Consider the following 21594-nt stretch of genomic DNA (forward strand, 5'->3'; position numbering starts at 1 on the left):
CCGACGCCTTCGAAATCGTCCTCAACGTCGCCTCCGTCGGCATCATCATGACCTGGGCCACCATCGTCCTGTGCCAAATCCAACTCCACCGCTGGTCAAACAAAGGCTGGCTCAAACGCCCCACATTCCGCATGTTCGGCGCCCCCTACACCGGCTACCTCTCCCTGCTCTTCCTCCTCGGCGTGCTGATCATGGTCTTCATCGAATCCCCCCTGACCATGCTCGTCACCGCCATCGCCTCCATCCTGATGGTCTTCGGCTGGTACGCCTGCCGCAAACGCATCCGCGACATCGCCGAAACCCGCGACGGCTTCACCGGCATCTCCCCGGTGGTCGCCAACCCGCCGGCGGAGACGTTCAAGAAGTAGTGCACGCCGGCTAACACGCCGCAACGCCCGACGGCGGCACCTTTGGTTCTGGAGCTACAGAACCTCAGGTGCCGCCGTCGGGGTTTTAACGGGAATCGCTGTTATCGCTACTTATGCCATGAGGGCTCCACCACCATCGCCGAACCGCCGCCGCGCCTTGTTGGTTCGGCTGCAGCGACAGTACGCCCGTCCGGCAGGAACTCGATGGCCGTGGCGGCGCCGATTTCCGCCGCAGAGGTGCCTGGCGCACCCGCAGCAGTAAACGTGTGGCCGTACCGTGTGGCAAGGTCCTTGCCGTACGGCGCGTCGATGAAGGCCTGTTCAGCGCTTACATTGGCCGTATTGCGCTGCGAGGCGCGCGGGGCGGCAAGGGCGTCCTGGATGTTCATACCCAGGTCGATGCGGTTAATGAGCGTCTGCAGGACCGTGGTGATGATGGTGGAACCGCCCGGGGAACCAAGCGCTACGAAGGGTTCGCCGTCCTTGAGCACGATGGTGGGCGACATGGACGAGCGCGGCCGCTTGCCCGGCTGGATGCGGTTGGGGTCGGTTTCGCTGTACACCGGTGAGAAGTCCGTGAGCTCGTTGTTCAGGATGAAGCCGCGGCCGGGAACCACGATGCCGGACCCGCCGGTCTGCTCGATGGTGAGGGTGTACTCCACCACGTTGCCCCACTTGTCGGAAACGGTGAGGTTGGTGGTATTGATGTTCTCCGTATCCGAGGCGTCACTAAGCGCCGCCGGTTTTGCCGGGCACACGCCGTCGTACGCCACGTCGCCCGCGGCCACAGGCTTGGTTGCCGCGCGGTTGGGATTGATCTCGCAGGCCCGTTCCTTGCCGAAGACCGGGTCGAGGAGTTCTTCCGTAGGAACGTCCACGAAGGCAGGATCGCCAACATACTTGCCGCGGTCGGCGAAGGCGAGGGCGCTGGCTTCAAGGTAGTGGTGCAGGACCTTTGGCTTGTCGTTGGCAAGAGCGGGAAGGTCGAACACCTCCAGGATGTTCAAGGCCTCCCCGACGGTCGTGCCGCCACTGCTGGAAGGTGCCATGCCGTAAACGTCATAGCCGCGGTAGTTCACGTGGGTGGGGTCCTGGTCGAGGGCCTCGTAGTCATCCAGGTCTTCAGTGGTCATGACGCCTGCGGGGCCGGGAACCGGGACTTTGGCGTCCACGGATGAGGGTGCATTCCGGACAGTGGAGACGATTTCCTCGGCGATCGGGCCTTCATAGAACTCGTCCACGCCCTTGTGTCCCAGAATCCGGTACGTCTCGGCAAGATCCGCATTTGTAAAGACAGTTCCAACAGCGGGAGGAGCACCTCCGGGCAGGAACAGCTCCCTCGTAGCGGCAAACGGAGCAAAACGGTCCTGGTTTTCGGCGGTCTGCAGGCGGAAGGTCTCGTCCACCACAAAACCGTCTTGGGCAACGTCAATGGCAGGTTCCAGTGCATCTGCCAGGTCCATGCTGCCCCAGCGGTCCAGCGCGCGTTCCCAGGTTGCTGGAGTCCCCGGCACACCAACAGACATGCCACTTGTAGCCTGCTTGCGGAACGGGTAGGCAACGGGTTTATCCGCGGGACTGGCCGGATCGATGAACGCATTTCTGGGCATCGCGGCCGGTGCGGTCTCGCGGCCGTCGATGGTGCTGACCTTGCCCCTCTTCGCGTCGTAGAACACAAAGTAGCCGCCACCGCCGATGCCGGCGCTGTAGGGTTCGGTGACGCCCAGGGTGGCGGCTGCGGCGACAGCGGCGTCGACGGCGTTGCCACCCTTGCGGAGGATTTCGATGGCCGCGGCGGAGGCGTCCGCGTCAACGGTGCTGACGGCGCCTCCGTAGCCGGTTGCTGTAGGCCTTTTTTCGACGTTGTCGGCCTGCCGCGGATGGGCAGAGGCCGGGCTCGCCAGTGCTCCAGTGGTCACGCTCATCGCCAGCGCCGCCGTGACGGCACCGAGCCGGCGTCCCAGATGTGGCATGGTTGCTCCTGATTGGGTTCGGGTGAGGTGCGTCACACGCTACTCCTCGCCCCCTGTACTCTCAACGGCTGCGCCTACCCCTGCTGCATGCCTTCCTGACGCTCCGCTGTCGCACAGGTCTGTCCTCTTGACGTGCGTGGGGTGCGGGTCTATTCTCGGCCCCATCCTGCCGTTCAACGTTCACGGGGGAGCACCAGCAGGGCACGTTTACTGTTCGTCCTGGGCTCCGTCAGTTGCCACAGGACGTGTCCAGGGGCACCGGTCAAGGAGGACCGCGATGAGCAATCCGGAAGCAAAAATTGTCGTAGGTGTGGACGGCTCCGATTCCTCGGTCCAGGCCCTGCGATTGGCAGCCCGGCTGGCGCCCGCCCTCAACGCGCAAGTCCATGCTGTGGCTTGCTGGGATTTCCCGCAAATCTACGCTGGCTACGTTCCGCCCGACTTCGACGCATTTGAAGCAGCCGCGCGACAGACCTTGGCCGAGGCTCTCGGCAAGGCGTTCGGGCCGGATGCCTCCGTAGAGATTACCCAGGCTATAGTCCGCGGCCCGGCGCCGGCCAAACTGGTCGAAGCCGGCGCGGACGCCGCACTCCTGGTGGTGGGGCGCCGCGGGCACGGCGGCTTCATCGGCATGCACCTGGGGTCGGTGAGTTCAGCATGCGTTTCGCACGCCGCCTGCCCTGTCCTGGTGGTGCATGCCGACAGCAATCACCGGCCCCACCATCTCTGGAGAGGCTCCAAGGGCAAGGGCGCCGCGAAGCTCTAGCCCCCGAACCTTCCTGGCGTAATGCAACGCCCCTGCAACTCCCGGCTGGAGCCGATCCCCTATGCTCAGCAGAGTGCCCCTCTGCGCAGGCGCCCGCAGGAGTGGCACTAACTGGGCAGTTCAACGTCGAACCATTCGGGAGAAACAGCATGACCAACTGGCGGATCAGGGATTTCCACTCCTCGGACCTGGACGGGATCCTGCACCTCTGGGAGACCTTGAAGGCGAGCAACGTGGAACCCGTCTACGCCCTTTCCGAGGTCCTGGCATCCTGCGAGAAGGACCACGCCGTGGTGGCGGTGCAGGGCGACCAGGTGGTGGGGGCCGCCGTCGGACGCGCCGCGCACGACCAGGGCTGGATCGTTTTCCTCGCCACCCTGCCCGAATACCGCGGACGTGGGATCGGCACCTCGCTGCTGGCCGCCGTCGAAAACCGCATGGCACCGCACGGGCTCAACAAGCTCTCTGCACTCATGCCGGAATCGGAAACCCGGGTGGAGGCATTCCTGGGCCGCGGCTTCGCCCTGAAGAAGAACCTGCGCTACTTCGAACGGACCATTCCTGTCCAGCGCCAGGAACTCGGCGCCCTGGGCCAGCTGGGCGGTCGCGTCCTGGCCCGCGACCTCTGGGAAAACGTGGCCGGCATGCGCAAGGAGAAGGAACTGCTCGAACGCCGCCTGGTGCTCCCCCTGGCCGAGGCCGACCTCGCCGACGAATTCGGTGTGGTTCCGCCCCGCGCCGTCGTACTTTTCGGCCCGCCCGGCACCGGCAAGACCACCTTCGCCAAGGCCATCGCCTCCCGCCTAGAGTGGCCCTTCGTGGAAGTCTTCCCCTCCCGGCTCGCCGCCGATCCGCAAGGCTTGGCCGGCGCCCTCCGCGAGACCTTCCTGGAGATCGCGGAGCTGGAACATGCCGTGGTGTTCATCGACGAGGTGGAGGAAATTGCGTCACAGCGCTCGGGTGAGCCGCCGTCCCCGCTGCAGGGCGTCACCAACGAACTGCTCAAGATCATCCCGGCCTTCCGCGAACAGCCCGGCCGCCTGCTGGTCTGCGCCACCAACTTCATCCGCGCCCTGGACACCGCCTTCCTGCGCCACGGCCGGTTCGACTACGTCATCCCCATCGGCCTGCCGGACCGGCAGGCCCGCGAAGCGATGTGGCAGCGGTTCATCCCCGCCCCCGTGGTGGACGCCGTTGATGTTGACCTGCTGGTGGAGCGCACCCAGGGCTTCTCCCCCGCCGACATCGAGTACGCCGCCCGCAGCGCTTCCCAGCGCGCCCTGGAGAAAGCAGTGTACGACGACGGCGGGCTGGCCTCCGGAGGGCAGCTTTCCGTCCGGGAGGCGGTCCGGAAGGGCCCCGCCACCCAGGATTACCTCGACGCCATCGCCGAAACCCGCACCACCGTCAGCGAGGAAGTCCACCAGGACTTCCTCGAAGACATCGACGCCCTGGGCCGCGTGTAAGGCAGTAACGTGTGAAGCATGTCCTCCAACCCCCTCCGGCATGCCATGGCGCGCATGGGCGGCCGCGATCCGCATGAAAAGCACCGCGCGGCCACACCGCTTGAACTCTTTTTCGACCTGACCTTCGTGATCGCCTTCGGCGTTGCCGGCAGCCAGTTCGCCCACGAAATCGCCGAAGCGCATTTCGTTGCCGGCCTGATGGGGTTCTCCTTCGCCATGTTCGCCGTCATCTGGGCGTGGATTAACTTCACGTGGTTCGCCAGCGCCTATGACACGGACGACTGGATCTTCCGCGTGGTCACGATGGTCCAGATCGTTGGCGTCCTGATCCTTGCCATGGGGATCGAGCCCATGTTCCATTCCTTGGTGGAGGGCAAGCATGTAGACAACGCGGTGATCGTGGGCGGCTACGTGATCATGCGGCTGGCACTGGTTGCCCAATGGCTGCGCGCAGCCAGGCAGGATCCGGCCCGCCGCGAAACATGCCTGCGCTACGCGAAATACCTTGCGCTGGTGCAGCTCGGCTGGATCGCGGTGCTGATCATCGAGGCGGACGTTCCCACCACGTTCTTCATGATTGTGCCCCTGATCGTCCTGGAGATGTCCACCCCGTACGCCGCCGAACGCAAAGCGCGGACGCCGTGGCACGCCCACCATATTGCCGAGCGGTACGGGCTGCTGGCCATCATCGCTTTGGGTGAATGCCTCATCGGTGCGATCGAGACGCTCCGCGCCATTGTGGCCAACCACGGCTGGAGCGTGGACGCCGCGCTGGTTGGCTTTGGCGGCACAGCCCTGGCTTTCGGCATGTGGTGGATCTACTTCATGCTTCCCGCCGGACGTGCGCTGCACCTGCGGCGCCACCGGTCATTCCTGTTCGGTTACGGCCACATCCCAATCTTCGCCGCGATTGCCGCCACCGGCGCCGGGCTGCACGTGGCAGCGTACTTCATCGACCACGAGGCACACATCAGCGGCGCCGTGGCGGTGGCCAGCATCGCAGTTCCCGTGGCACTGTTCAAAGGTTCACTGACCTGGCTGTACAGCGTGATGGTGGGCCCGGACCGGACGGTCATCACCGTGGCAGCAGGTGTGCTGGCGGCGCTGGCCGCTTCAGTTGGCATGGCGGCGGCAGGAGTTTCCGTCCCGGTCTGCCTGCTGGTGATTGTGCTGGCGCTCGGCATGTCGGTCGTCATCGATGAGCGCCGCGGTTCCGACCGGCTGCATCACGCGCTGGAGAAGCTGGAGACTACTGCTCCCCGCCCGTCCTAGCGTCCAGCGCCGCCCCGCCGGTGGCATCCTGCTCCCCGTAGGACAGGTTCTCGTAGTCCGTGGTGTCTTCCTCATCCAACTGGTCGTCCAGCTCCTCGAGCAGCCACGGGTTCACGCGCGCCAGGATCTTCCGGACCTCCTCCACCTCCACGGCCGCGTACAGCACGGGACGGGCATCCCGGTACTTCGTGACCGGTGGCTTGTCCGGCCATTTTTCGGCCAGTGCCTGAACCCGTTCGGGCAGTGAGTTGTGGGCGTTGTCCGCGATCTTGACCAGGGCGGCGTCGTGGTGCTCTGCGATCTCGCGGATTCCGGCCTGGTAGTCGTCCGGGTTTTCGTGCAGCCGGTTGGTGACGCGTTCGATAATCTCCACGGCCCGCTCGGACACGCCCATGTCCAACAGGGCCTGCCGTGTTATCGGGGTGTCCTCGGCAATGTCGTGCAGATATCCGGCAATCCGGATGTCGTCGTCGAAATCGGCAAGCGCGTCACCGACGGCGAGGACGTGGTCCTTGTACGGGCGCTTGAGCTTGTCCTTTTGCCGGTTGTGGGCCACCTCGGCGAGGACCTTCGCGGTCTCAACCGTGAATCTGGGCGCCGGGCTCTGCTCCGCGGCATGCTGGTCTGACATGTCCTAAGCCTAGGCTGAACCGGCCGCCGAGGCTCACACAGCACCAACGGTTCCGCGCGATGCTACTTCTTGCCGTACTTGCGATGGACGGCCTGCTTGCTGACTCCCAGGCAGAGTGCGATGGCCTCCCACGAGAGGCCGGCCTGCCGGGCGCTCCGTACCAGCGAGGATTCCGTCCGGTGGACTTCCTTCTGCAGCTCGGCGATTGCCTGCAGCGCTTCCGCGGGCCCCATTCCATCCATCGATCCGACCAGTGTCTTCATCCGGTCCACCTCCATGCCGTCAACATTAGTTGACGAACGGTCTTGGCGTCAACAAAGGTTGACGCCGGATCCTGGTTTATGTGCGGTCCGCTTTAGGCGGACCAGATCCACGGGTTCCGGGGGAGCACGTCGGGATCGAACGAATTTAAGGCATGCTCCAGCGTTCCGGGCGGCAGTCCGAGCGATTCCAGCAGCCGGTCCCGGACGGCGGCAACAGGGGTGCCGGCGCGGGAAAGGTCGCCCAGCGTCACCGCGCCATCGCGCTTCGCCAGGCGCACGCCGTCGGCATTCACCACCAGGGGGACATGCGCGTATTCCGGGACGGGAATATTCAGGAGCGATGCGAGATATGCCTGCCGCGGCGTGGATGGGAGGAGGTCGTCGCCGCGGACCACCTGGTCGATGCCCTGCTCGGCATCGTCCACCACCACCGCCAGGTTATAGGCGGTGACACCGTCGTTGCGCCGCAGCACGAAGTCATCCACAACCCCGGTGAATGTGCCATGAAGGCGGTCCTGCACGGAGTACTCCTGCACGGCAGACCGCAGCCGGACGGCGGCCGGCCGGGTGGCACGCTTGAACTCCAGCTCCGCAGCATCAAGGTTCCGGCAGGTCCCCGGATACGCCCCCTGGGGTGCGTGCGGAGCGGACGGCGCCTCCTGGATCTCCCGGCGCGTGCAAAAACACTCGTATGTGAGACCGGCGTTGTGCAGGCGTGTGATGGCGTCAACGTAGAGCCGGCCGCGGCCGGTTTGCCGGACCACCTCACCGTCCCAGGCCACGCCGATGGCTTCCAGGTCCCGCAACTGTTCCGCTTCCGCCCCCGCCCGTGCCCGGTCCAGGTCCTCAACCCGCAGCAGGAAGGTGCGGCCTGTGGAACGGGCGAAGAGCCATGCCAGGATGGCCGTCCGCAGGTTGCCCACATGCAGCTCGCCGGACGGACTGGGGGCGAATCGGCCGGCGGAGGTCATGGATCCAGCCTAAGGGGAACAGCACAAGAGCCCCTCAGCTACCGATGCCTTCGGAAAATCCGACGATCGGTGGCTCAGGGGCTCTTGCCGTGGGGTGCGGAATGACGATGCGTGAACAAGAGTCAATCAGCGGCGGCTTCCTTGCGGGAAGCGGGGTGCAGCGCCCGGGTGGTGTGCCGGAAAGCCTGTAGCCTGCGGGATCCGGCGGTAGCCTTTGCCCTGTTGCCATCATTTGAGCAGCAGACCTACAGTTGGTGCAACTGCCCGGGATTTTGTTGATCACTCTGACTAACCCCTGGGCGCTAACCAGACGGGAAATGATCAGATTGCAGCAACTGGACGCGAGCGATAAACGGATCCTTCGGGCACTCGACGAGGATCCTCGCGTTCCCATCATGGTCCTGGCCCAGCGGCTCGGCCTGGCCCGCGGAACGGTGCAGTCGCGACTGGAGCGGATGGCGGCGTCGGGTGCGCTGCGGCCCAACAGCAGCAGGGTGCTCCCCTCGGCGCTGGGGCGTGGAGTGGCGGCCGCCGTGAGCGCGGAACTGGACCAGAGCCACCTCAACGAGGCCATCGCCGCGCTTCGGGAGATCCCGGAAGTCCTCGAATGCCACGCACCTGCCGGAGACACGGACCTGCTGATCCGCGTGGTGGCCACCAGCCCGGACGACCTTTACCGGGTATCCGAGGAGATCCGGCTGTGCCCGGGCATCGTGCGCACGTCCACCAGCATGTTCCTGCGGGAGGTCATCCCCTACCGCACCACGGGGCTGCTCGCGGCAGACTGACGGAAACGGCCACGCCCGGCTCCGGGCGCAGGTCCACTACACCGGTGGTCCCGCGTTGGATTTCAGGTTCTTCATCACCAGCGTGGACGTCAGGCGCTCCACACCCGGCAAGGACGTCAGTTCGGCGTCGTAGAAGCGCTGGTAGGACGGCAGGTCCTCCGCGATGACCTTCAGCAGGTAGTCCGGCGACCCGAACAGCCGCTGCGCCTCCACGATGTTGGGATTGTCCGCCACCCTGGTCTCGAAGATCTCCATGGTGGGACGGTCCACCTGCCGCAGCGTGACGAACACAATTGCCTCAAAGCCCAGCCCCACGGCCGCGGGGTCGATGTCCGCCTTGTATCCGCGGATCACCCCCGATTGCTCCAGGTCCCGCAGCCGCCGGTGGCACGGCGCCACGGTCAGTCCCACCTTGGCGGCAAGCGCCGTGGCGGTCATGCGGCCGTCCTCCTTGAGGTGGCGCAAAATATTTCTATCAATATGGTCCAGCACGCAAGAATACTACTGCCTGAATAGTGGGGCGGGCGAAAAAGGGACAGCACTTCTGCGCCGAAAGTCCCTAAGGTTTCTCCTGAGACATCCGCTGACAGGAGAAACCCATGAATCCGGAGCTGTTCCTGGCCTTTGTGCTGGTGGCCGCCGCCCTGGCCTGCACGCCCGGCGTGGACTGGGCGTACTCCATCACCGCAGGCCTCCGTCAACGCAGTTTCGTCCCCGCCGTTGCCGGGCTTTGCGGCGGGTACGTCCTGCACACCGTCCTGCTGGTGGCCGGGCTGGCCGCCGTCCTGACCGGTATGCCGGGCGTCCTGGGCTGGATCACCTTGGCCGGCGCCGCGTACCTCATGTGGCTTGGCATCAGCACGCTCCGCTCCTGGCGCGGCGCCTCCTTCAGCGCGGCAGACGCCGTCGGCCGCCCTGCCGCCACCCAGCTTCGAACGTTCCTGCAGGGCATGGGCACCAGCGGGATCAACCCCAAGGGCCTGCTGTTCTACGTGGCGCTGATCCCGCAGTTCGTCAGCGCGGAGGCCTCCCTGCCGGTCCCTGTCCAGTCCGGCCTCCTCGGCATGACTTTCGTTGCGCTGGCAGGCGCCGTCTACACGGCCGTGGCACTGCTTTCACGCACCCTGCTGCAGAGCCGGCCGGGTGCGGCCCGGGCTGTTACCCTGGCCAGCGGCATCATCATGGTGGTCCTGGGGGTGGTCCTGGTCAGCGAGCAGCTCCTGCCACTGCTTGCATCCGCGGTTTAATCCTCGCTGAGCTTCTTCCAGTCCTGTTCCCAGATCCGGCGCATCTCTTCGTCCTTTCGAATGGGAACGGGCGCCGCGATCTCCCGCTGCGGCTCGGGGTCGGGGCGGCGGCGGCCCCAGTCACGGGGATTCAGCGAGCGCCGGCTGGACTCCAGGAGCAGCAGAGCCCGGTCAGTCAAGGCGTCGTTCCGCAGCGCGAGGTGCGTCTTGCGCCGCCGCAGGACCTCGGCGATGGCCTGGTGCGCTGCCTCATAGCGGCCTTCCCTGCGGAGGGCTCGCGCCCGGACCAGCAGCAGCGCGGCGGACAGGTCATCAGCGTTCAGCAGGCCTTCGGTCCAGTCGATCACCGTGCGGCTGCGGCCCAGCGTCAAGGCAATGGAGCAGCGGGCAAGCGCCATGGGGAGCGACGGCGGCAGGCCGGTGAGGGCGTCCAGCGCCGCCTCCGTGCGGCCGGTTTCCCGGAACGAGTGGGACAGCGCCAGGAACACCGACTCCTCACTGAAGAGGACGGGGATCTCCACCCGTTCGGCCAGCTCGATCTGAGTGACGATCCTGGTGAGGTACGTGGACGAGTAGCGGTTCGCTTCGTCCTCGTTCCTGGTGGTCAGTCCGCGCTGCAGGAGCTCTGAGGCACGCAGGTACCCGCCGTGCTTGTAGACCAGCAGCCCGGCCATCAGGTAGCACAGCCCCGCCCACCCGGGATAGGCGCGGGCCAGCGTGATCAGCCGCTCGGGTTCCCGGCTGGTGAACACTGCTTCATGGACTGCCTTGGCCGGCTTGGGCAGGAGCATCTTCAGGCGCGGGACGTCCCCGTCCACGGACAGCAGTGCCGGGTTCCGTCCGCCCAGCACGCCCGTGAGCAGGCCTCCCACTCCCCCGGCCAGGTCATGGACCGGCGTGCGCAGCTGGGCATGGCCAAAGGGGGTAAGGTCGCGCCTGTCCCAGTAGATCGGTGCAGTATCCCCGGCGGTCATCTTTCCATGCTAACCGGGAGGCCGGACAGTGGCGGCTGCAGCTGTCTGTAGAAGAACGGCCGGAAACTTCCGTTGGGCCTTGTTCAACAGCCCGCTATCGGCGAAGGTAGTAAGCACCCTTAGCAGTTTCAGGCTATCCAAGGAGAATGCCATGCAGATCGATAAGGCCCAGATCCTCGAGCTCCTCAGGTCCCAGGGCGACACGGATAAGGCCGCACAGGCCGAGACAGAACTGCCGGACCAGGTGGACACCGACCAGCACGCGGGGCTCCTGTCCAAGCTGGGCATCAATCCCGCGGACCTGCTCGGCAAGCTACCCGGCGGGCTGGGCGACAAGCTCGGCGGCCTGGGATTCTAGGAAGAGCATCAGTGGACGTACGGCCGGTCGGGTTCCGTGGTTGCCGTGACCGCGGACGGTGACAGCAGCAGCTCAACCTTGCTGTCACCGTCCGGGTTGGAGGTGAACTCCCCGGTTGCGGTGACCCAGCTGTCGACTGCGTGCTGTTCCTGCCAGCCGGGACGGTACACGGGGACGCCCACTGGCTGGGCATCCACGGTGCAGCAGGTGACCACGAACCGGGTGACGTAGAAGACGTTCTGCGGATCGTCCTTTGCCGCGGTGACGAACCCGGTGACGGTTGCGGTCTTGCCGGTGAAATAGTCGTCCCCGGGGCTGCGCCGGAGCAGGGACGCCCATTCCCTGACGCCGAACGACGACGGGTCCTCCTCCACGAGCCTGCTGGTCATGGCCGGCCCCAGCGTGCCTGAGAGGTTGAGGTCCCGTTGCCGGGCGGCCTCGGAGGACAGGGCGGCCGGTGGCAGGACCAGCAGCCCCACCACGGCAGCGAGGACGGCCAGGAGGCTGCCCGCGGCACGGAGGCGGCCGGGACTTCCGGTCCCCGCACCAGGGCGACCGTGAGTGTGGCCGTGGCCACCGCCGTCGGTGTGGCTGTGTCCGTCTGCGGCGCCCTCCGCGGCCTCCGGCGGGACAAGGATGAAGGCAGCAACCGATGCCGCGGCGGCCAGCACTGCCATGCCCACGGTGAAGGGAACGTAGCGGGGATGGATGTACAGCTCGAGTTTTCCGGTGAGCGCAAGCCCCAAGGTGGCGGCGATCCCGGTCAGGCTGAGCATGACGCCCTGCCTGCCCGCAAAGCCCTTAGCCAGCAAGATTCATCACCACCCCCAGGACGGCCGAACAGGTGCCGATCAGCAGCACCAGGCGCAGCAGGGTTCCGGCCGTGAACGTGGTGCGGAGCAGTGCCAGCATCTTGACGTCCAGCATGGGCCCGAGGACCAGGAACGCCACGATGGACCCCGGCAGGAACGTGGCCCCAAAGGACAGGATGAAGAAGGCATCGACAGTGGAGCAGATGGAGATGATGAACGCCAGTGCCATCAGTGCCAGCACTGACCACACGGGATCACTCCCGAGCCTGACCAGGACCTCCCTGGGCACCGCCACCTGGATCAGCCCCGCCAAGGCGGAACCGGCGAACAGGGCCGGCATCATGGCGTTGCTTTCCCGCGAGAACAGCTGCAGGCTGCGCCGCACCTTGCCCCCGGACTCGTGCCGGCTGACCTCCACGGCGCACGCTTCCTCGAAGCTGGGCTTCAGGACCCCGGCCGGCCCGCGTCGGCTGTAAAGCCAGCCCACCAGGTTGGCGATCAGCAAACCGCCGGCAAGCCGCCCGGCGAGGATTCCGTTGTCCCAGCCGAAGGCCTGGTGGGTGGTGATGATGGTGACGGGGTTCAGGATGGGCGCCGCGAACAGGAACGTCATCGACTCGCCGACGCTCAGGCCCTTCATCATGAGCCCGCGGGCCATCGGAACGTTCCCGCATTCGCACACCGGCATCAGCATGCCCAGGAAGGACAGGACCAGGCGGCGCAGCACCGGATTCGCGGGAAGCCTGCGGTACAGGACGTCGGGCGGCAGCCAGACCTGCACCAGCACCGAGACCAGGATGCCCAGGAAGACGAACGGCAGGGACTCGATCACCACGCTGATGGAGAGGGTGAAGAAGTCCCTCGCCGCACCCTCGAGGCCGGCAAATGCGCCCGGGGCCAGGGAACGGACGGCGAACCCCAGTAGAGCCACGATGGCCAGGGCCAGCAGGATGTTGAGCCGGCGCCAGCCCAGTTCCCTGGCCCCGGCAGCCGGCTCAGGCGGGGCCGGGCGCGTTTCCACGGCGGGCGGCGACGGCTTTGTCGCCCGGGGCTCCCGTCGGGGCTGGCTCATGCAGGAATGCTAGGGGCACTGCCCACACGGCGCAAGGAGGAGGGCGGGGTCAGGCCCGTTCCATGAACCATTCGGTGAAGGAGCTGGCACGGCCCGAGCCGTCGAACCGCACCACCCAGAGGTTGTCGTATGAAGGATTGTCCCCCGAATAGATGGTGACGCCCTGGACGAAGGCCGTATCGCCGTCGCTCCCCAGCAATTCCCAGCTGAATGTCCAGTCCGCGGGCTGGTCCCGGGCGGCCAGCCAGCCCTCGACAATCCCGTCGTGCCCCAGCCAGGGGTGCGGGTCGCCGGGCCGGGTCTCATAGCGCGCGTCCGGCGTGAACAAGGCGCGGATATCGTCAGGCTCGTTGCTCGTCCAGGCGGCCCGGTACCTTTCCATCCACTCCGGAACGTAGTCGCGCGCTGAAGCTGGCTCGGTCATGCCCCCGTTCTACGCCGATGCCGGGCGGGCTGCAAGCGCTCAGCCGCTGACGGCCGCGATCCACACCCCGATGACCCAGGTGCTGGCTGCCAGACAGGCCAGGCCGAATTCGGCGAGCATCCCCAGCCCGGTGGCTTTAAGGGCCGCCCAGCTGGATGTGGCGGCGGTGCCGATGTTCCGGGTGCGGAGGACTTCGCTGAGCAGCAGGCCGGCGGCAAAGCCGACGAAGAGTCCCACCACGGGGATGATGAACATGCCCGCCACGCCGGCCACCAGGGCAACAACGATGCTGCGGCTGGGAATGGCGTGTTGCTTCAGCTTCCTGCCCGTGAGCACGGCGCTGGCGGCCATGCCTGCTGCCACGAACAGCATGGCGACCGCGAAGACCACCCAGCCGGCCGTCCCTGCCCCGCCCCAGATGGCCCACGCCAGCAGGCTGGCGCCGATCAGGATGCTGCCCGGCAGGACCGGGATAACCGTCCCCGCCACCCCCACCAAGATGGCCAGGCCGCACAGGATGGTCACCGCCGTCTCGGAATTCATGGTCCCCAGTTTAGGGGGAAGCCTCTTAACGCCCGACGGCGGCGCCTCCTGTGCGAGGAGGCGCCGCCGTCGTCATATCCTGACTGGAAGGGGTGCTTACTCCGCTTCCACCGCGGCTGCAACAGCGGCGGTGACGGCGGGCGCGACGCGCGGATCCAGCGGGCTGGGGACGATGTAGTCCGCCGACAGGTCCTCCGCCGCAAGGTCGGCGATGGCCCGCGCTGCCGCGAGCTTCATGGCCGGGGTGATGCGGCGGGCGCCGGCATCCAGCGCACCCCGGAAGATACCGGGGAAGGCCAGGACGTTGTTGATCTGGTTCGGGAAGTCGCTGCGCCCTGTGGCCACGACGGCGGCGTACTTCACAGCCACCTCGGGCAGCACTTCGGGGTCCGGGTTGGAGAGGGCGAACACGATCGAGTCCTGGTTCATCAGGGCCAGGTGCGCCTCGTCCAGTTTGGAGGAGGAGACGCCGATGAAGACGTCGGCGCCCGTGAGCGCCTCGGCCGGCCCGCCGGTGATGCCGCGGGGGTTGCTGCGCAGGGCGATGTCGGCCTTTTTGCTGGTGGTGTCCGCGGCAAGGTCCGCGCGGCTGCTGTTGATGACTCCGCGGGAGTCCAGCAGGACAACGTCGGTGATGCCGGCGGCCAGCAGGATTTCGGCGACGGCGATGCCGGCGGCACCCGCACCGGAGACCACCACGCGGAGGCCTTCGAGGGGGCGTCCGGTGACCTTGGCGGCGTTGGTCAGTGCTGCCAGGGCCACGACTGCGGTGCCGTGCTGGTCATCGTGCATGACGGGGCAGTCCAGGGCTTCGATGAGCTTTTCCTCAAGCTCGAAGCAGCGGGGTGCGGCGATGTCCTCGAGGTTGACGGCGCCGAAGCTGGGGCGCAGGCGGACCAGGGTTTCCACGATCTCGTCCACGTCGCTGGTGTTCAGGACCAGGGGGATGGAGTCGAGGTCACCGAAGGTCTTGAAGAGGGCGGACTTGCCCTCCATGACGGGCAGGGAGGCGCTGGCGCCGATGTTGCCCAGGCCCAGGACGGCGGTGCCGTCGCTGACCACGACCACCAGGCGCTCGGCCCAGGTCAGGGTGCGGGCAAGTTCGGGCTGCTTGTGGATGGCACGGCTGACTTCGGCCACGCCCGGGGTGTAGGCGATGGAGAGGTCGCGCTTGTTGGACAGCGGGACCGTGCTGGTGATGGACAGCTTGCCGCCCTTGTGGGCGTCGAAAATCTCGGCTTCTGTCAGGGCGGTGGCTGCTGAATTGTCAGTAACTGTGGCTGCGTCAATGGACACGTCTTTGTCTCCTGGTGCTCGCCGTGCGCGCACGGCACATGGGGACCCAAGCCCGGGCGGACTCAAGGCAATGGAAATGGTGCGACAGGAAACCCAGGGGTGGCGGGTCCGTGGGAACGTCGGGGATGTTCACTCCCTGTTGCTCCGGTGGACCCATGGTAGGCAGGCGCTCGGCCTGTAATCGGCCGATTTGACGGTCAGCAGCTGCGCCTAAACGTTTATCCAGGCAGTACTGTGACGTACGCCACGCAATTATGGCGTACTTATTGCCGAATTGGACTAGACCGGTTACGCAGTCTGATGGAGTGTGAACCCTGCCTGGGTACCGGGGGAAAGCCGTGCGCAGGCCTTTTTGAGGTCTTCTTCGGCTTCGAAGAGGGACAGCCGGCGGTTCCGGACGGACTGGACCAGACCAGTGACGGTCAGAAGCAGAACACGCGCTGCAACAGCGTCCCCGGATGCGGTGGCCACTACTTTCTCGCTGAGGGCGTCGATCTCGCGCAGCAGCGCAGTGGTGTCGCGGTCCTGAACATAGACGCCGCGGCTCAGGCACTGCTCCACTGCCGGCTGCATGACGCGCATGTGGAAAATTTCCATCACCAGCCCCGCCAGGGCCCGGCCGCGGAAGCGGGCCGAGGCGCCCCGCGAACCGGCCTGCAGTTCGTCGAGCTGCTGGCGGTAGAGGGCAAGCATGAGGTGGGTGGGGGAAGGAAAATACCGGTAAAGGGTGCCCAGCGGCACATCAGCTTTCGCCGCCACTTCCGAGAGTTCCACCGAGTCCAGTCCCTTGCGGGCGAACCCTGCAGCCGACTCCAGGATGCGGGTATAGCGGAGCCGCTGGCGCGGAGCGGACGGCCTTGCGGCCATGGGCGGATGGTCTGAAATGGTCTCGGGCATCAGCATTCCGGGGTTGTGTTCCTATGGTGCAGCAGCCAGGAGCGTCCCCATCCCGAACCGCCTGCAGTCCGGTTCAACTATACGGCACAGTAGCGTGCCGTAATTAGTCAGCGGGCTTAGCTTCCGGGGCAAACCTCGGTCAGCGGACACCCTTGATTTTGACCACGAAGACGGCGCCGAGCAGGCCGATGACTGCGGCCGTGACGAACAGCGTCAGGTACCCGCCGAAGTACGTCACGGCGAGGAATGCCAGGACCGGCGCGACCACTTGCGGAAGGGAGTTCGCGATGTTGATAATGCCCATGTCCTTGCCCCTGTTTGCGGCCACGGGAAGGACCTGCGTCAGCAGCGCGAAGTCGACGGCGAGGTAGGTGCCGAACCCCACTCCCAGGATGCCGGCGCCCACCAGTGCACCGGCCCATACGGGGAAGAAGGCCATGGTCAGTCCTGCTGCGGCAATGATGGCCGAAGACCCGATCACGAACGGCTTGCGCCGGCCCAGCCGGTCGCTCCAGGGCCCGGCAATGACCGCGGTGATCATCACCATCACGGCATAGATTCCGGTCAGGGTAAGCACCCCTACTGCCGGATCCTCGTGGTTGAGGACATCCCGGAGGAAAAAGAGCAGGTACACGATGGTCATCTGGTTGCAGACGTTAACCAGGAAGCGGGTGAGCCATGCCCACGCGAAGTCCGGATGACGGGCAGGGCTGATCCAGAAGCCGCGCAGGAAACTGCCCCATGAGAACGGCGGCCGGAGCTCCCTGGGCAGTGGCGGGTCATTCCGGTGGAACAAGTACGGCAGCACCGAGAACAGCAGGGCGGCAGCACACAGGGCGTAGCCCACCATGTAGTTTCCCGACACCACGGCCCCGAAGACTGCACCGAGGAGGATGCCACCTGTTGAACCCAGCGCCGCCAGGCCGCCTACGCCACCGCGCTGCAGCACCGGCACGCGGTCCGGGACGGCGGCGGTGATGGCAGCGTACGCAGCGTTGGCACCCAGTTGGACCAGGCACCAAAACAGAACCAGCATGGCAACAGCAGTAGCACCGGACATCGCCAGCAAGGCAGCGGCACCCAGGATGGCGCCCGCTAGGATCCACGGTGCACGCCGGCCGAAGCCCGAGACTGTCCGGTCGGAAAGGGCGCCGAACAACGGGTTGGCAACCAGCGAGACGGCAGCACCGCAGGTGGTCACCAGGGACAGGATGGCTTCCTTGTTGGCCTCGTCGATGCCGATGGCGTGCTGGCCGATAAAGATGTTAAGCGGCCCGAAGAAGGCGGCGTTGATGCCCACGTTGACCAGCACCAGCCCGGCGACCCAGCGCGCGGTGACCTTTTGCGTCGGCTCGGCGAGCGCCGCCGTCGTACCCTGCGCCCCGGCTCCCTGATCCAGCGGTGCGGGAGTATCTGACAGGCTCATGACGTGCTCCCCGGGGGACGGCTGATAGGCGACGGGATCAGACTATCGTGGGCGGTACCACTCCGCCGTGTCCGATGGCGGAACAGCACTCTGCAACGTCAGCCCAAGCACTGAGGAGAACCATGAGCGCAGCGTCCACTCCAGCGGAAAGCACCGCCGTCAATACCGCCGACCTCTACGACGAGCGCGGCGACGAACTGGCATCAGTCTCACTGCAGTTCCAGTCCCTCGGCGGGCGTTCCCACTTCAGCGGGCCCGTCCGGACCATCCGCTGCTTCCAGGACAACGGCCTCGTAAAGTCCACCCTGGCCACACCGGGCAACGGCAACGTGCTGGTCGTGGACGGCGGCGGCTCGCTGGGGACAGCCCTAATGGGGGACATGATTGCCGAAAGCGCAGTGGCCAACGGCTGGGCCGGCGTCGTTATCAACGGAGCCATCCGGGACCGTGAAGCGATCGCGGGACTGGACCTCGGCGTGAAAGCCCTGGGCAGCAACCCGAAGAAGAGTGCCAAGGCGAGCGCCGGTGAAGTGGACGTTGACGTGGTGATCGACGGCGTGACCATCCGGAGCGGAGCCATGATCTGGTGCGACCCGGACGGCATCCTCGTGGAGCGCTGACGGGGCGCCGCCAAAAAAGTTCGTCGGGACGGGGAATAAGAAGCGGGCGTAGGATAGTTACTGAAAGCAACTATCCTACGCTTTTCCTACTTCCTTCCCCTGGAGTCCTGCATGTCCAAAACCCCCACGGCGCGCGCCGCCGGAGAAGCGCTGACGCAGCGCCAGATTGTCACCGTGATGGTGGGACTGATGCTGGGCATGTTCCTGGCGTCGCTGGACCAGACCATCGTGTCCACGTCCATCTACACCATTGCCAACGACCTGGACGGGCTGTCACTCCAGGCCTGGGCCACCACCGCGTACCTCATCACCTCAACCGTCAGCACGCCGCTGTACGGCAAGTTGAGTGACATCTTCGGCCGCCGGCCCCTGTACCTCACCGCGATCGCCATCTTCCTGGTGGGCTCGCTCTATGCCGGCTCGGTCAACTCCATGACCGAACTGGCGTTCGCCCGCGGCGTCCAAGGCTTGGGCGCCGGCGGCCTGCTGGCACTGGCGCTGACCATCATCGGCGACATCGTCTCGCTCAAGGACCGGGCGAAATACCAGGGCTACTTCATGAGCGTGTTCGGCATCTCCTCGGTGCTGGGCCCGGTGGTGGGCGGTGCGTTCGCCGGATCCGCCAACATCCTGGGCTTCGACGGCTGGCGCTGGGTGTTCTTCATCAACCTGCCCATCGGCCTGGCCGCACTGGCCGTCGTCTTCCTGTTCCTCCACCTGCCCGCGAAGCACGTCAAGCAGAAGATCGATTACTGGGGCGCTGCCGCCATCACCCTGGCGATCGTTCCGCTCCTGCTGGTGGCCGAGCAGGGCCGCAACTGGGGCTGGACATCCCTGAACTCTTTCCTCTGCTACGGGCTGGGCGTGGCAGGCATCGTCTGGTTCCTGCTGGCCGAGAAGCACGCCGGCGACTATGCCCTGATCCCCCTGCGGCTCTTCCGCAACGTCACCTTCGGCCTGTCCTCGCTGCTGAACTTCATCATCGGCATCGGCATGTTCGGCGCCATCGCCATGCTTCCGCTCTACCTGCAGCTCGTGAAAGGTCTCACGCCCACCGAGGCCGGCCTCATGATGATCACCTTCACCGTGGGCATCCTCACCGGATCCATCACGGCCGGCCGCACCATCTCGGCATCGGGCACCTACCGGATCTTCCCCATCATGGGGACCGGCATCCTCACGGCGGCAGCGCTGGTCATGGGACTGTCGCTGCACGTGGATACCGGACTGTGGGTTCCAGGCGTCATCGCGGTCTTCTTCGGCATGGGCCTGGGTTTCTGCATGCAGCCGCTTACCCTTGCGATGCAGACCTCGGTCCCGCCGCGTGACATGGGCGTGGGAACGTCCTCCGCGGCGTTCTTCCGCTCCATGGGCGGCGCCGTGGGGACGGCCGTGTTCATCTCGCTGCTGTTCAGCCTGGCGGCCAGCCGGATCGCCGACAGCATGAAATCCGCCATGACCGATCCCGCCTACCTGGCAGTCCTCCAGGACCCCGCCGTCGCTGCAGACCCGGCCAACGCCAAGCTCTACGAGTTCTTCCAGAACGGCGCCTCGAACGAATCCCTCAACGACACCAGCTGGCTGCACACCGCCAACAGCGTCCTGACGCGGCCCATCACCGAAGGCTTTGCCTATTCCATCGACGTGGTCATGTTCACGGCCGCCGCGCTGACCGGCATCGCCTTCCTCATCAGCTTCGCGCTGCCCAACAAGAAGCTGACGGACCAGAACGCGGCCAAGGAACCGGTGGCAGCCCACTGACGCCCGCCACCCCTTACCGGGGCGGCAACCAAGGACAGACGACGACGGCGGCCCATCCGCCGTCGTCGTTTTGCCTTGTGGGGCTGGAGGGTCCCAAGTGGAACCCTGGCCGGTGACGTGCCACACTGTTTAGCGCGTGTGCGCCGGCCCTTCTGGCCGGTACCGCAGCCGACGACGTCCGCACCGCATCCATCAGACCCCCAGACCCAGGGAGAACCATGCCCACTGCACAGGAGCAGACGACCGCCCGGATACCGCAGCGGGTGATCTGGCTGGCCCTCGCGGGGGCGGTGGGCGGATTCCTCTTCGGCTTCGATTCGTCCGTGGTCAACGGTGCTGTGGACGCCATGAAGGATGAATTCGCACTGTCCGAGGCTGTCACAGGCTTCGCCGTCGCCATCGCCCTGCTGGGCTGCGCCGCCGGCGCCTACCTCGCCGGCAAGGTGGCCGACCGCTACGGGCGCATCCCCGCCATGAAGCTCGGCGCGCTGCTTTTCCTGGTCAGCGCCCTGGGGACCGGGTTCGCCTTCAGCGTCTGGGACCTGATCTTCTGGCGCCTGGTGGGCGGGCTGGGCATCGGCCTGGCCTCCGTGATCGCTCCGGCCTACATCTCCGAAATTTCGCCGCGCAAGGTCCGCGGCCGGCTGGCATCGCTGCAGCAGCTGGCCATCACCACCGGTATCTTCGCCGCGCTCCTGTCCGACGCCCTGTTCGCCACCAGCGCCGGCGGTGCCGGCCAGGCGTTCTGGCTGGGCATCGAGGCCTGGCGCTGGATGTTCCTGGCCGCCGCCCTGCCAGCCCTGGTCTATGGCTGGGTGGCGTTCACGCTCCCCGAATCGCCGCGCTTCCTGGTGTTCCTGGGCAAGGAGGACGAAGCGCGCAAGGTCTTTGACTCGATTGCTCCCGCTGAGGACACGGACCGGCACATCCGCGAAATCCGGGAGGCCATCGAAGAGGACAAGCTCGCCGGCCAGAAGGGCTCGCTGCGCGGCAGGACGTTCGGCCTGCAGGCAGTGGTCTGGGTGGGCATCATCCTCTCGGTGCTGCAGCAGTTCGTGGGCATCAACGTGATCTTCTACTACTCCACCACCCTGTGGAAGGCCGTTGGCTTCCAGGAGCAGGACTCGCTCACCATCTCGGTGGCCACGTCCGTCACCAACATCCTGGTCACCCTTGTCGCCATCGCCCTCGTGGACCGGATCGGGCGCCGGCCCATCCTGCTGGCAGGTTCCGTGGGCATGGCTGTGTCGCTGGGCGCCATGGCCCTGGCCTTCGCATCGGCCACCGGCAGCGGCTCCGATATCTCTTTGCCGGGCCCGTGGGGACCCGTTGCCCTGGTTGCTGCAAACGTGTTCGTGGTCAGCTTCGGCGCCTCGTGGGGCCCGCTGGTGTGGGTCCTCCTGGGCGAGATCTTCCCGTCCCGGATCCGTGCCCGCGCCCTGGGCCTGGCCGCGGCTGCTCAGTGGGTGGCCAACTTCGCGATTACGCTCAGCTTCCCGGTGATGGCCGCCGGTTCGCTGCCCCTGACCTACGCCATGTACGCCCTGTTCGCCGCGGCGTCCTTCTTCTTCGTGATGTTCAAGGTGCCGGAGACCAACGGCATGTCCCTGGAACAGGCCGAGACGCTGTTCGTAGCCAAGGGTTCCGCCAAGGCCTAGCGACGCCG

The 21594-nt window shown here is 66.2% G+C and carries 22 protein-coding genes and 1 pseudogene; 10 read left to right on the forward strand and 13 right to left on the reverse strand.

Annotated elements, in window-relative coordinates; genetic code table 11:
- Positions 1 to 368: pseudogene (locus tag B5520_RS15510) on the forward strand (L-asparagine permease); the annotation flags it as partial.
- Positions 369 to 475: 107 nt separating this feature from the next.
- Here B5520_RS15510 and ggt read toward each other — a convergent pair.
- On the reverse strand, positions 476 to 2341 hold the full coding sequence (gene ggt, locus B5520_RS15515) for a gamma-glutamyltransferase (protein ID WP_079597981.1): 1866 nt from the start codon (positions 2339 to 2341) through the stop codon (positions 476 to 478).
- Between the two features lie 277 nt (positions 2342 to 2618).
- On the opposite strand from ggt, the gene B5520_RS15520 reads away from it, so the two are divergent.
- From B5520_RS15520 to B5520_RS15530, 3 genes are all read left to right on the forward strand, one after another.
- Complete coding sequence (locus B5520_RS15520) at positions 2619 to 3107, forward strand: universal stress protein (protein WP_079597982.1); 489 nt, start codon at positions 2619 to 2621, stop codon at positions 3105 to 3107.
- A 149-nt stretch (positions 3108 to 3256) separates the two neighbouring features.
- Positions 3257 to 4573 carry an ATP-binding protein gene (locus B5520_RS15525; protein ID WP_079597983.1) on the forward strand — a complete coding sequence of 439 codons (1317 nt, stop codon included), beginning with the start codon at positions 3257 to 3259 and terminating at the stop codon, positions 4571 to 4573.
- A gap of 18 nt (positions 4574 to 4591) precedes the next feature.
- Complete coding sequence (locus tag B5520_RS15530; protein WP_079597984.1) at positions 4592 to 5845, forward strand: low temperature requirement protein A; 1254 nt, start codon at positions 4592 to 4594, stop codon at positions 5843 to 5845.
- On the opposite strand, the gene B5520_RS15535 is transcribed toward B5520_RS15530, so the two are convergent.
- From B5520_RS15535 to gluQRS, 3 genes are all read right to left on the reverse strand, one after another.
- The gene (locus B5520_RS15535) at positions 5823 to 6476 is read right to left on the reverse strand and encodes an HD domain-containing protein (protein WP_079597985.1); all 654 of its coding nucleotides are present in this window, start codon (positions 6474 to 6476) and stop codon (positions 5823 to 5825) included. The genes B5520_RS15530 and B5520_RS15535 overlap by 23 nt on opposite strands.
- A 62-nt stretch (positions 6477 to 6538) precedes the next feature.
- Positions 6539 to 6754, reverse strand: coding sequence for a transcriptional regulator (locus B5520_RS15540; protein ID WP_079597986.1), 216 nt, complete (start codon positions 6752 to 6754; stop codon positions 6539 to 6541).
- Positions 6755 to 6831: 77 nt separating this feature from the next.
- Positions 6832 to 7710 carry a tRNA glutamyl-Q(34) synthetase GluQRS gene (gene gluQRS, locus B5520_RS15545; protein ID WP_079597987.1) on the reverse strand — a complete coding sequence of 293 codons (879 nt, stop codon included), beginning with the start codon at positions 7708 to 7710 and terminating at the stop codon, positions 6832 to 6834.
- Positions 7711 to 8027: 317 nt separating this feature from the next.
- Between gluQRS and B5520_RS15550 the strand changes: the two genes are divergently transcribed.
- Positions 8028 to 8498, forward strand: coding sequence for an Lrp/AsnC family transcriptional regulator (locus B5520_RS15550; protein ID WP_079597988.1), 471 nt, complete (start codon positions 8028 to 8030; stop codon positions 8496 to 8498).
- 36 nt (positions 8499 to 8534) lie between these two features.
- Here the strand turns inward: B5520_RS15550 and B5520_RS15555 are convergent, their stop codons facing one another.
- Positions 8535 to 8990 (reverse strand): Lrp/AsnC family transcriptional regulator, encoded by a 456-nt coding sequence (locus B5520_RS15555; protein ID WP_079597989.1) that lies wholly within the window; start codon positions 8988 to 8990, stop codon positions 8535 to 8537.
- A gap of 107 nt (positions 8991 to 9097) precedes the next feature.
- Here B5520_RS15555 and B5520_RS15560 point away from each other — a divergent pair, with 107 nt between their 5' ends.
- Positions 9098 to 9745, forward strand: coding sequence for a LysE family translocator (locus tag B5520_RS15560; protein WP_079597990.1), 648 nt, complete (start codon positions 9098 to 9100; stop codon positions 9743 to 9745).
- Here the strand turns inward: B5520_RS15560 and B5520_RS15565 are convergent.
- Positions 9742 to 10719, reverse strand: coding sequence for a hypothetical protein (locus B5520_RS15565; RefSeq protein WP_079597991.1), 978 nt, complete (start codon positions 10717 to 10719; stop codon positions 9742 to 9744). The two genes, B5520_RS15560 and B5520_RS15565, sit on opposite strands and share 4 nt — an antisense overlap.
- Positions 10720 to 10870: 151 nt before the next feature.
- Between B5520_RS15565 and B5520_RS15570 the strand changes: the two genes are divergently transcribed.
- Positions 10871 to 11077, forward strand: coding sequence for a hypothetical protein (locus B5520_RS15570; protein WP_079597992.1), 207 nt, complete (start codon positions 10871 to 10873; stop codon positions 11075 to 11077).
- Positions 11078 to 11085: 8 nt separating this feature from the next.
- On the opposite strand, the gene B5520_RS15575 is transcribed toward B5520_RS15570, so the two are convergent.
- From B5520_RS15575 to B5520_RS15605, 7 genes are all read right to left on the reverse strand, one after another.
- Positions 11086 to 11853, reverse strand: coding sequence for a TIGR03943 family putative permease subunit (locus tag B5520_RS15575; protein ID WP_079597993.1), 768 nt, complete (start codon positions 11851 to 11853; stop codon positions 11086 to 11088).
- A 25-nt stretch (positions 11854 to 11878) separates the two neighbouring features.
- Positions 11879 to 12961 (reverse strand): permease, encoded by a 1083-nt coding sequence (locus tag B5520_RS15580; RefSeq protein WP_079597994.1) that lies wholly within the window; start codon positions 12959 to 12961, stop codon positions 11879 to 11881.
- A 49-nt stretch (positions 12962 to 13010) separates the two neighbouring features.
- Complete coding sequence (locus B5520_RS15585) at positions 13011 to 13385, reverse strand: nuclear transport factor 2 family protein (RefSeq protein WP_079597995.1); 375 nt, start codon at positions 13383 to 13385, stop codon at positions 13011 to 13013.
- 39 nt (positions 13386 to 13424) lie between these two features.
- Positions 13425 to 13928, reverse strand: coding sequence for a DUF456 domain-containing protein (locus tag B5520_RS15590; protein WP_079597996.1), 504 nt, complete (start codon positions 13926 to 13928; stop codon positions 13425 to 13427).
- Between the two features lie 96 nt (positions 13929 to 14024).
- A complete protein-coding gene (locus tag B5520_RS15595; RefSeq protein WP_079597997.1) occupies positions 14025 to 15224 on the reverse strand; it encodes an NAD(P)-dependent malic enzyme in 1200 nt (399 codons plus the stop codon).
- 288 nt (positions 15225 to 15512) lie between these two features.
- Positions 15513 to 16121, reverse strand: coding sequence for a TetR/AcrR family transcriptional regulator (locus B5520_RS15600; RefSeq protein WP_079598082.1), 609 nt, complete (start codon positions 16119 to 16121; stop codon positions 15513 to 15515).
- Positions 16122 to 16260: 139 nt separating this feature from the next.
- The gene (locus tag B5520_RS15605; protein WP_079597998.1) at positions 16261 to 17547 is read right to left on the reverse strand and encodes an MFS transporter; all 1287 of its coding nucleotides are present in this window, start codon (positions 17545 to 17547) and stop codon (positions 16261 to 16263) included.
- A gap of 122 nt (positions 17548 to 17669) precedes the next feature.
- Here B5520_RS15605 and rraA point away from each other — a divergent pair, with 122 nt between their 5' ends.
- From rraA to B5520_RS15620, 3 genes are all read left to right on the forward strand, one after another.
- Complete coding sequence (gene rraA, locus B5520_RS15610; protein WP_079597999.1) at positions 17670 to 18167, forward strand: ribonuclease E activity regulator RraA; 498 nt, start codon at positions 17670 to 17672, stop codon at positions 18165 to 18167.
- A 111-nt stretch (positions 18168 to 18278) separates the two neighbouring features.
- The gene (locus B5520_RS15615) at positions 18279 to 19928 is read left to right on the forward strand and encodes an MDR family MFS transporter (RefSeq protein ID WP_079598000.1); all 1650 of its coding nucleotides are present in this window, start codon (positions 18279 to 18281) and stop codon (positions 19926 to 19928) included.
- 218 nt (positions 19929 to 20146) lie between these two features.
- Positions 20147 to 21586, forward strand: a complete 1440-nt coding sequence (locus B5520_RS15620; RefSeq protein WP_079598001.1) for a sugar porter family MFS transporter — start codon at positions 20147 to 20149, stop codon at positions 21584 to 21586.
- Positions 21587 to 21594: the final 8 nt, after the last annotated feature.

The organism is Arthrobacter sp. P2b (genome assembly GCF_900168295.1).
In the GTDB taxonomy this organism is placed as follows: domain Bacteria; phylum Actinomycetota; class Actinomycetes; order Actinomycetales; family Micrococcaceae; genus Arthrobacter.

Coding starts and splice junctions, on each gene's coding strand:
- ggt (WP_079597981.1), bottom strand. CDS start 2,341: ATGCCACATCTGGGACGCCGGCTCGGTGCCGTCACGGCGGCGCTGGCG.
- B5520_RS15520 (WP_079597982.1), top strand. CDS start 2,619: ATGAGCAATCCGGAAGCAAAAATTGTCGTAGGTGTGGACGGCTCCGAT.
- B5520_RS15525 (WP_079597983.1), top strand. CDS start 3,257: ATGACCAACTGGCGGATCAGGGATTTCCACTCCTCGGACCTGGACGGG.
- B5520_RS15530 (WP_079597984.1), top strand. CDS start 4,592: ATGTCCTCCAACCCCCTCCGGCATGCCATGGCGCGCATGGGCGGCCGC.
- B5520_RS15535 (WP_079597985.1), bottom strand. CDS start 6,476: ATGTCAGACCAGCATGCCGCGGAGCAGAGCCCGGCGCCCAGATTCACG.
- B5520_RS15540 (WP_079597986.1), bottom strand. CDS start 6,754: ATGGAGGTGGACCGGATGAAGACACTGGTCGGATCGATGGATGGAATG.
- gluQRS (WP_079597987.1), bottom strand. CDS start 7,710: ATGACCTCCGCCGGCCGATTCGCCCCCAGTCCGTCCGGCGAGCTGCAT.
- B5520_RS15550 (WP_079597988.1), top strand. CDS start 8,028: ATGATCAGATTGCAGCAACTGGACGCGAGCGATAAACGGATCCTTCGG.
- B5520_RS15560 (WP_079597990.1), top strand. CDS start 9,098: ATGAATCCGGAGCTGTTCCTGGCCTTTGTGCTGGTGGCCGCCGCCCTG.
- B5520_RS15565 (WP_079597991.1), bottom strand. CDS start 10,719: ATGACCGCCGGGGATACTGCACCGATCTACTGGGACAGGCGCGACCTT.
- B5520_RS15570 (WP_079597992.1), top strand. CDS start 10,871: ATGCAGATCGATAAGGCCCAGATCCTCGAGCTCCTCAGGTCCCAGGGC.
- B5520_RS15575 (WP_079597993.1), bottom strand. CDS start 11,853: ATGCTCAGCCTGACCGGGATCGCCGCCACCTTGGGGCTTGCGCTCACC.
- B5520_RS15580 (WP_079597994.1), bottom strand. CDS start 12,961: ATGAGCCAGCCCCGACGGGAGCCCCGGGCGACAAAGCCGTCGCCGCCC.
- B5520_RS15585 (WP_079597995.1), bottom strand. CDS start 13,385: ATGACCGAGCCAGCTTCAGCGCGCGACTACGTTCCGGAGTGGATGGAA.
- B5520_RS15590 (WP_079597996.1), bottom strand. CDS start 13,928: ATGAATTCCGAGACGGCGGTGACCATCCTGTGCGGCCTGGCCATCTTG.
- B5520_RS15600 (WP_079598082.1), bottom strand. CDS start 16,121: ATGCCCGAGACCATTTCAGACCATCCGCCCATGGCCGCAAGGCCGTCC.
- B5520_RS15605 (WP_079597998.1), bottom strand. CDS start 17,547: ATGAGCCTGTCAGATACTCCCGCACCGCTGGATCAGGGAGCCGGGGCG.
- rraA (WP_079597999.1), top strand. CDS start 17,670: ATGAGCGCAGCGTCCACTCCAGCGGAAAGCACCGCCGTCAATACCGCC.
- B5520_RS15615 (WP_079598000.1), top strand. CDS start 18,279: ATGTCCAAAACCCCCACGGCGCGCGCCGCCGGAGAAGCGCTGACGCAG.
- B5520_RS15620 (WP_079598001.1), top strand. CDS start 20,147: ATGCCCACTGCACAGGAGCAGACGACCGCCCGGATACCGCAGCGGGTG.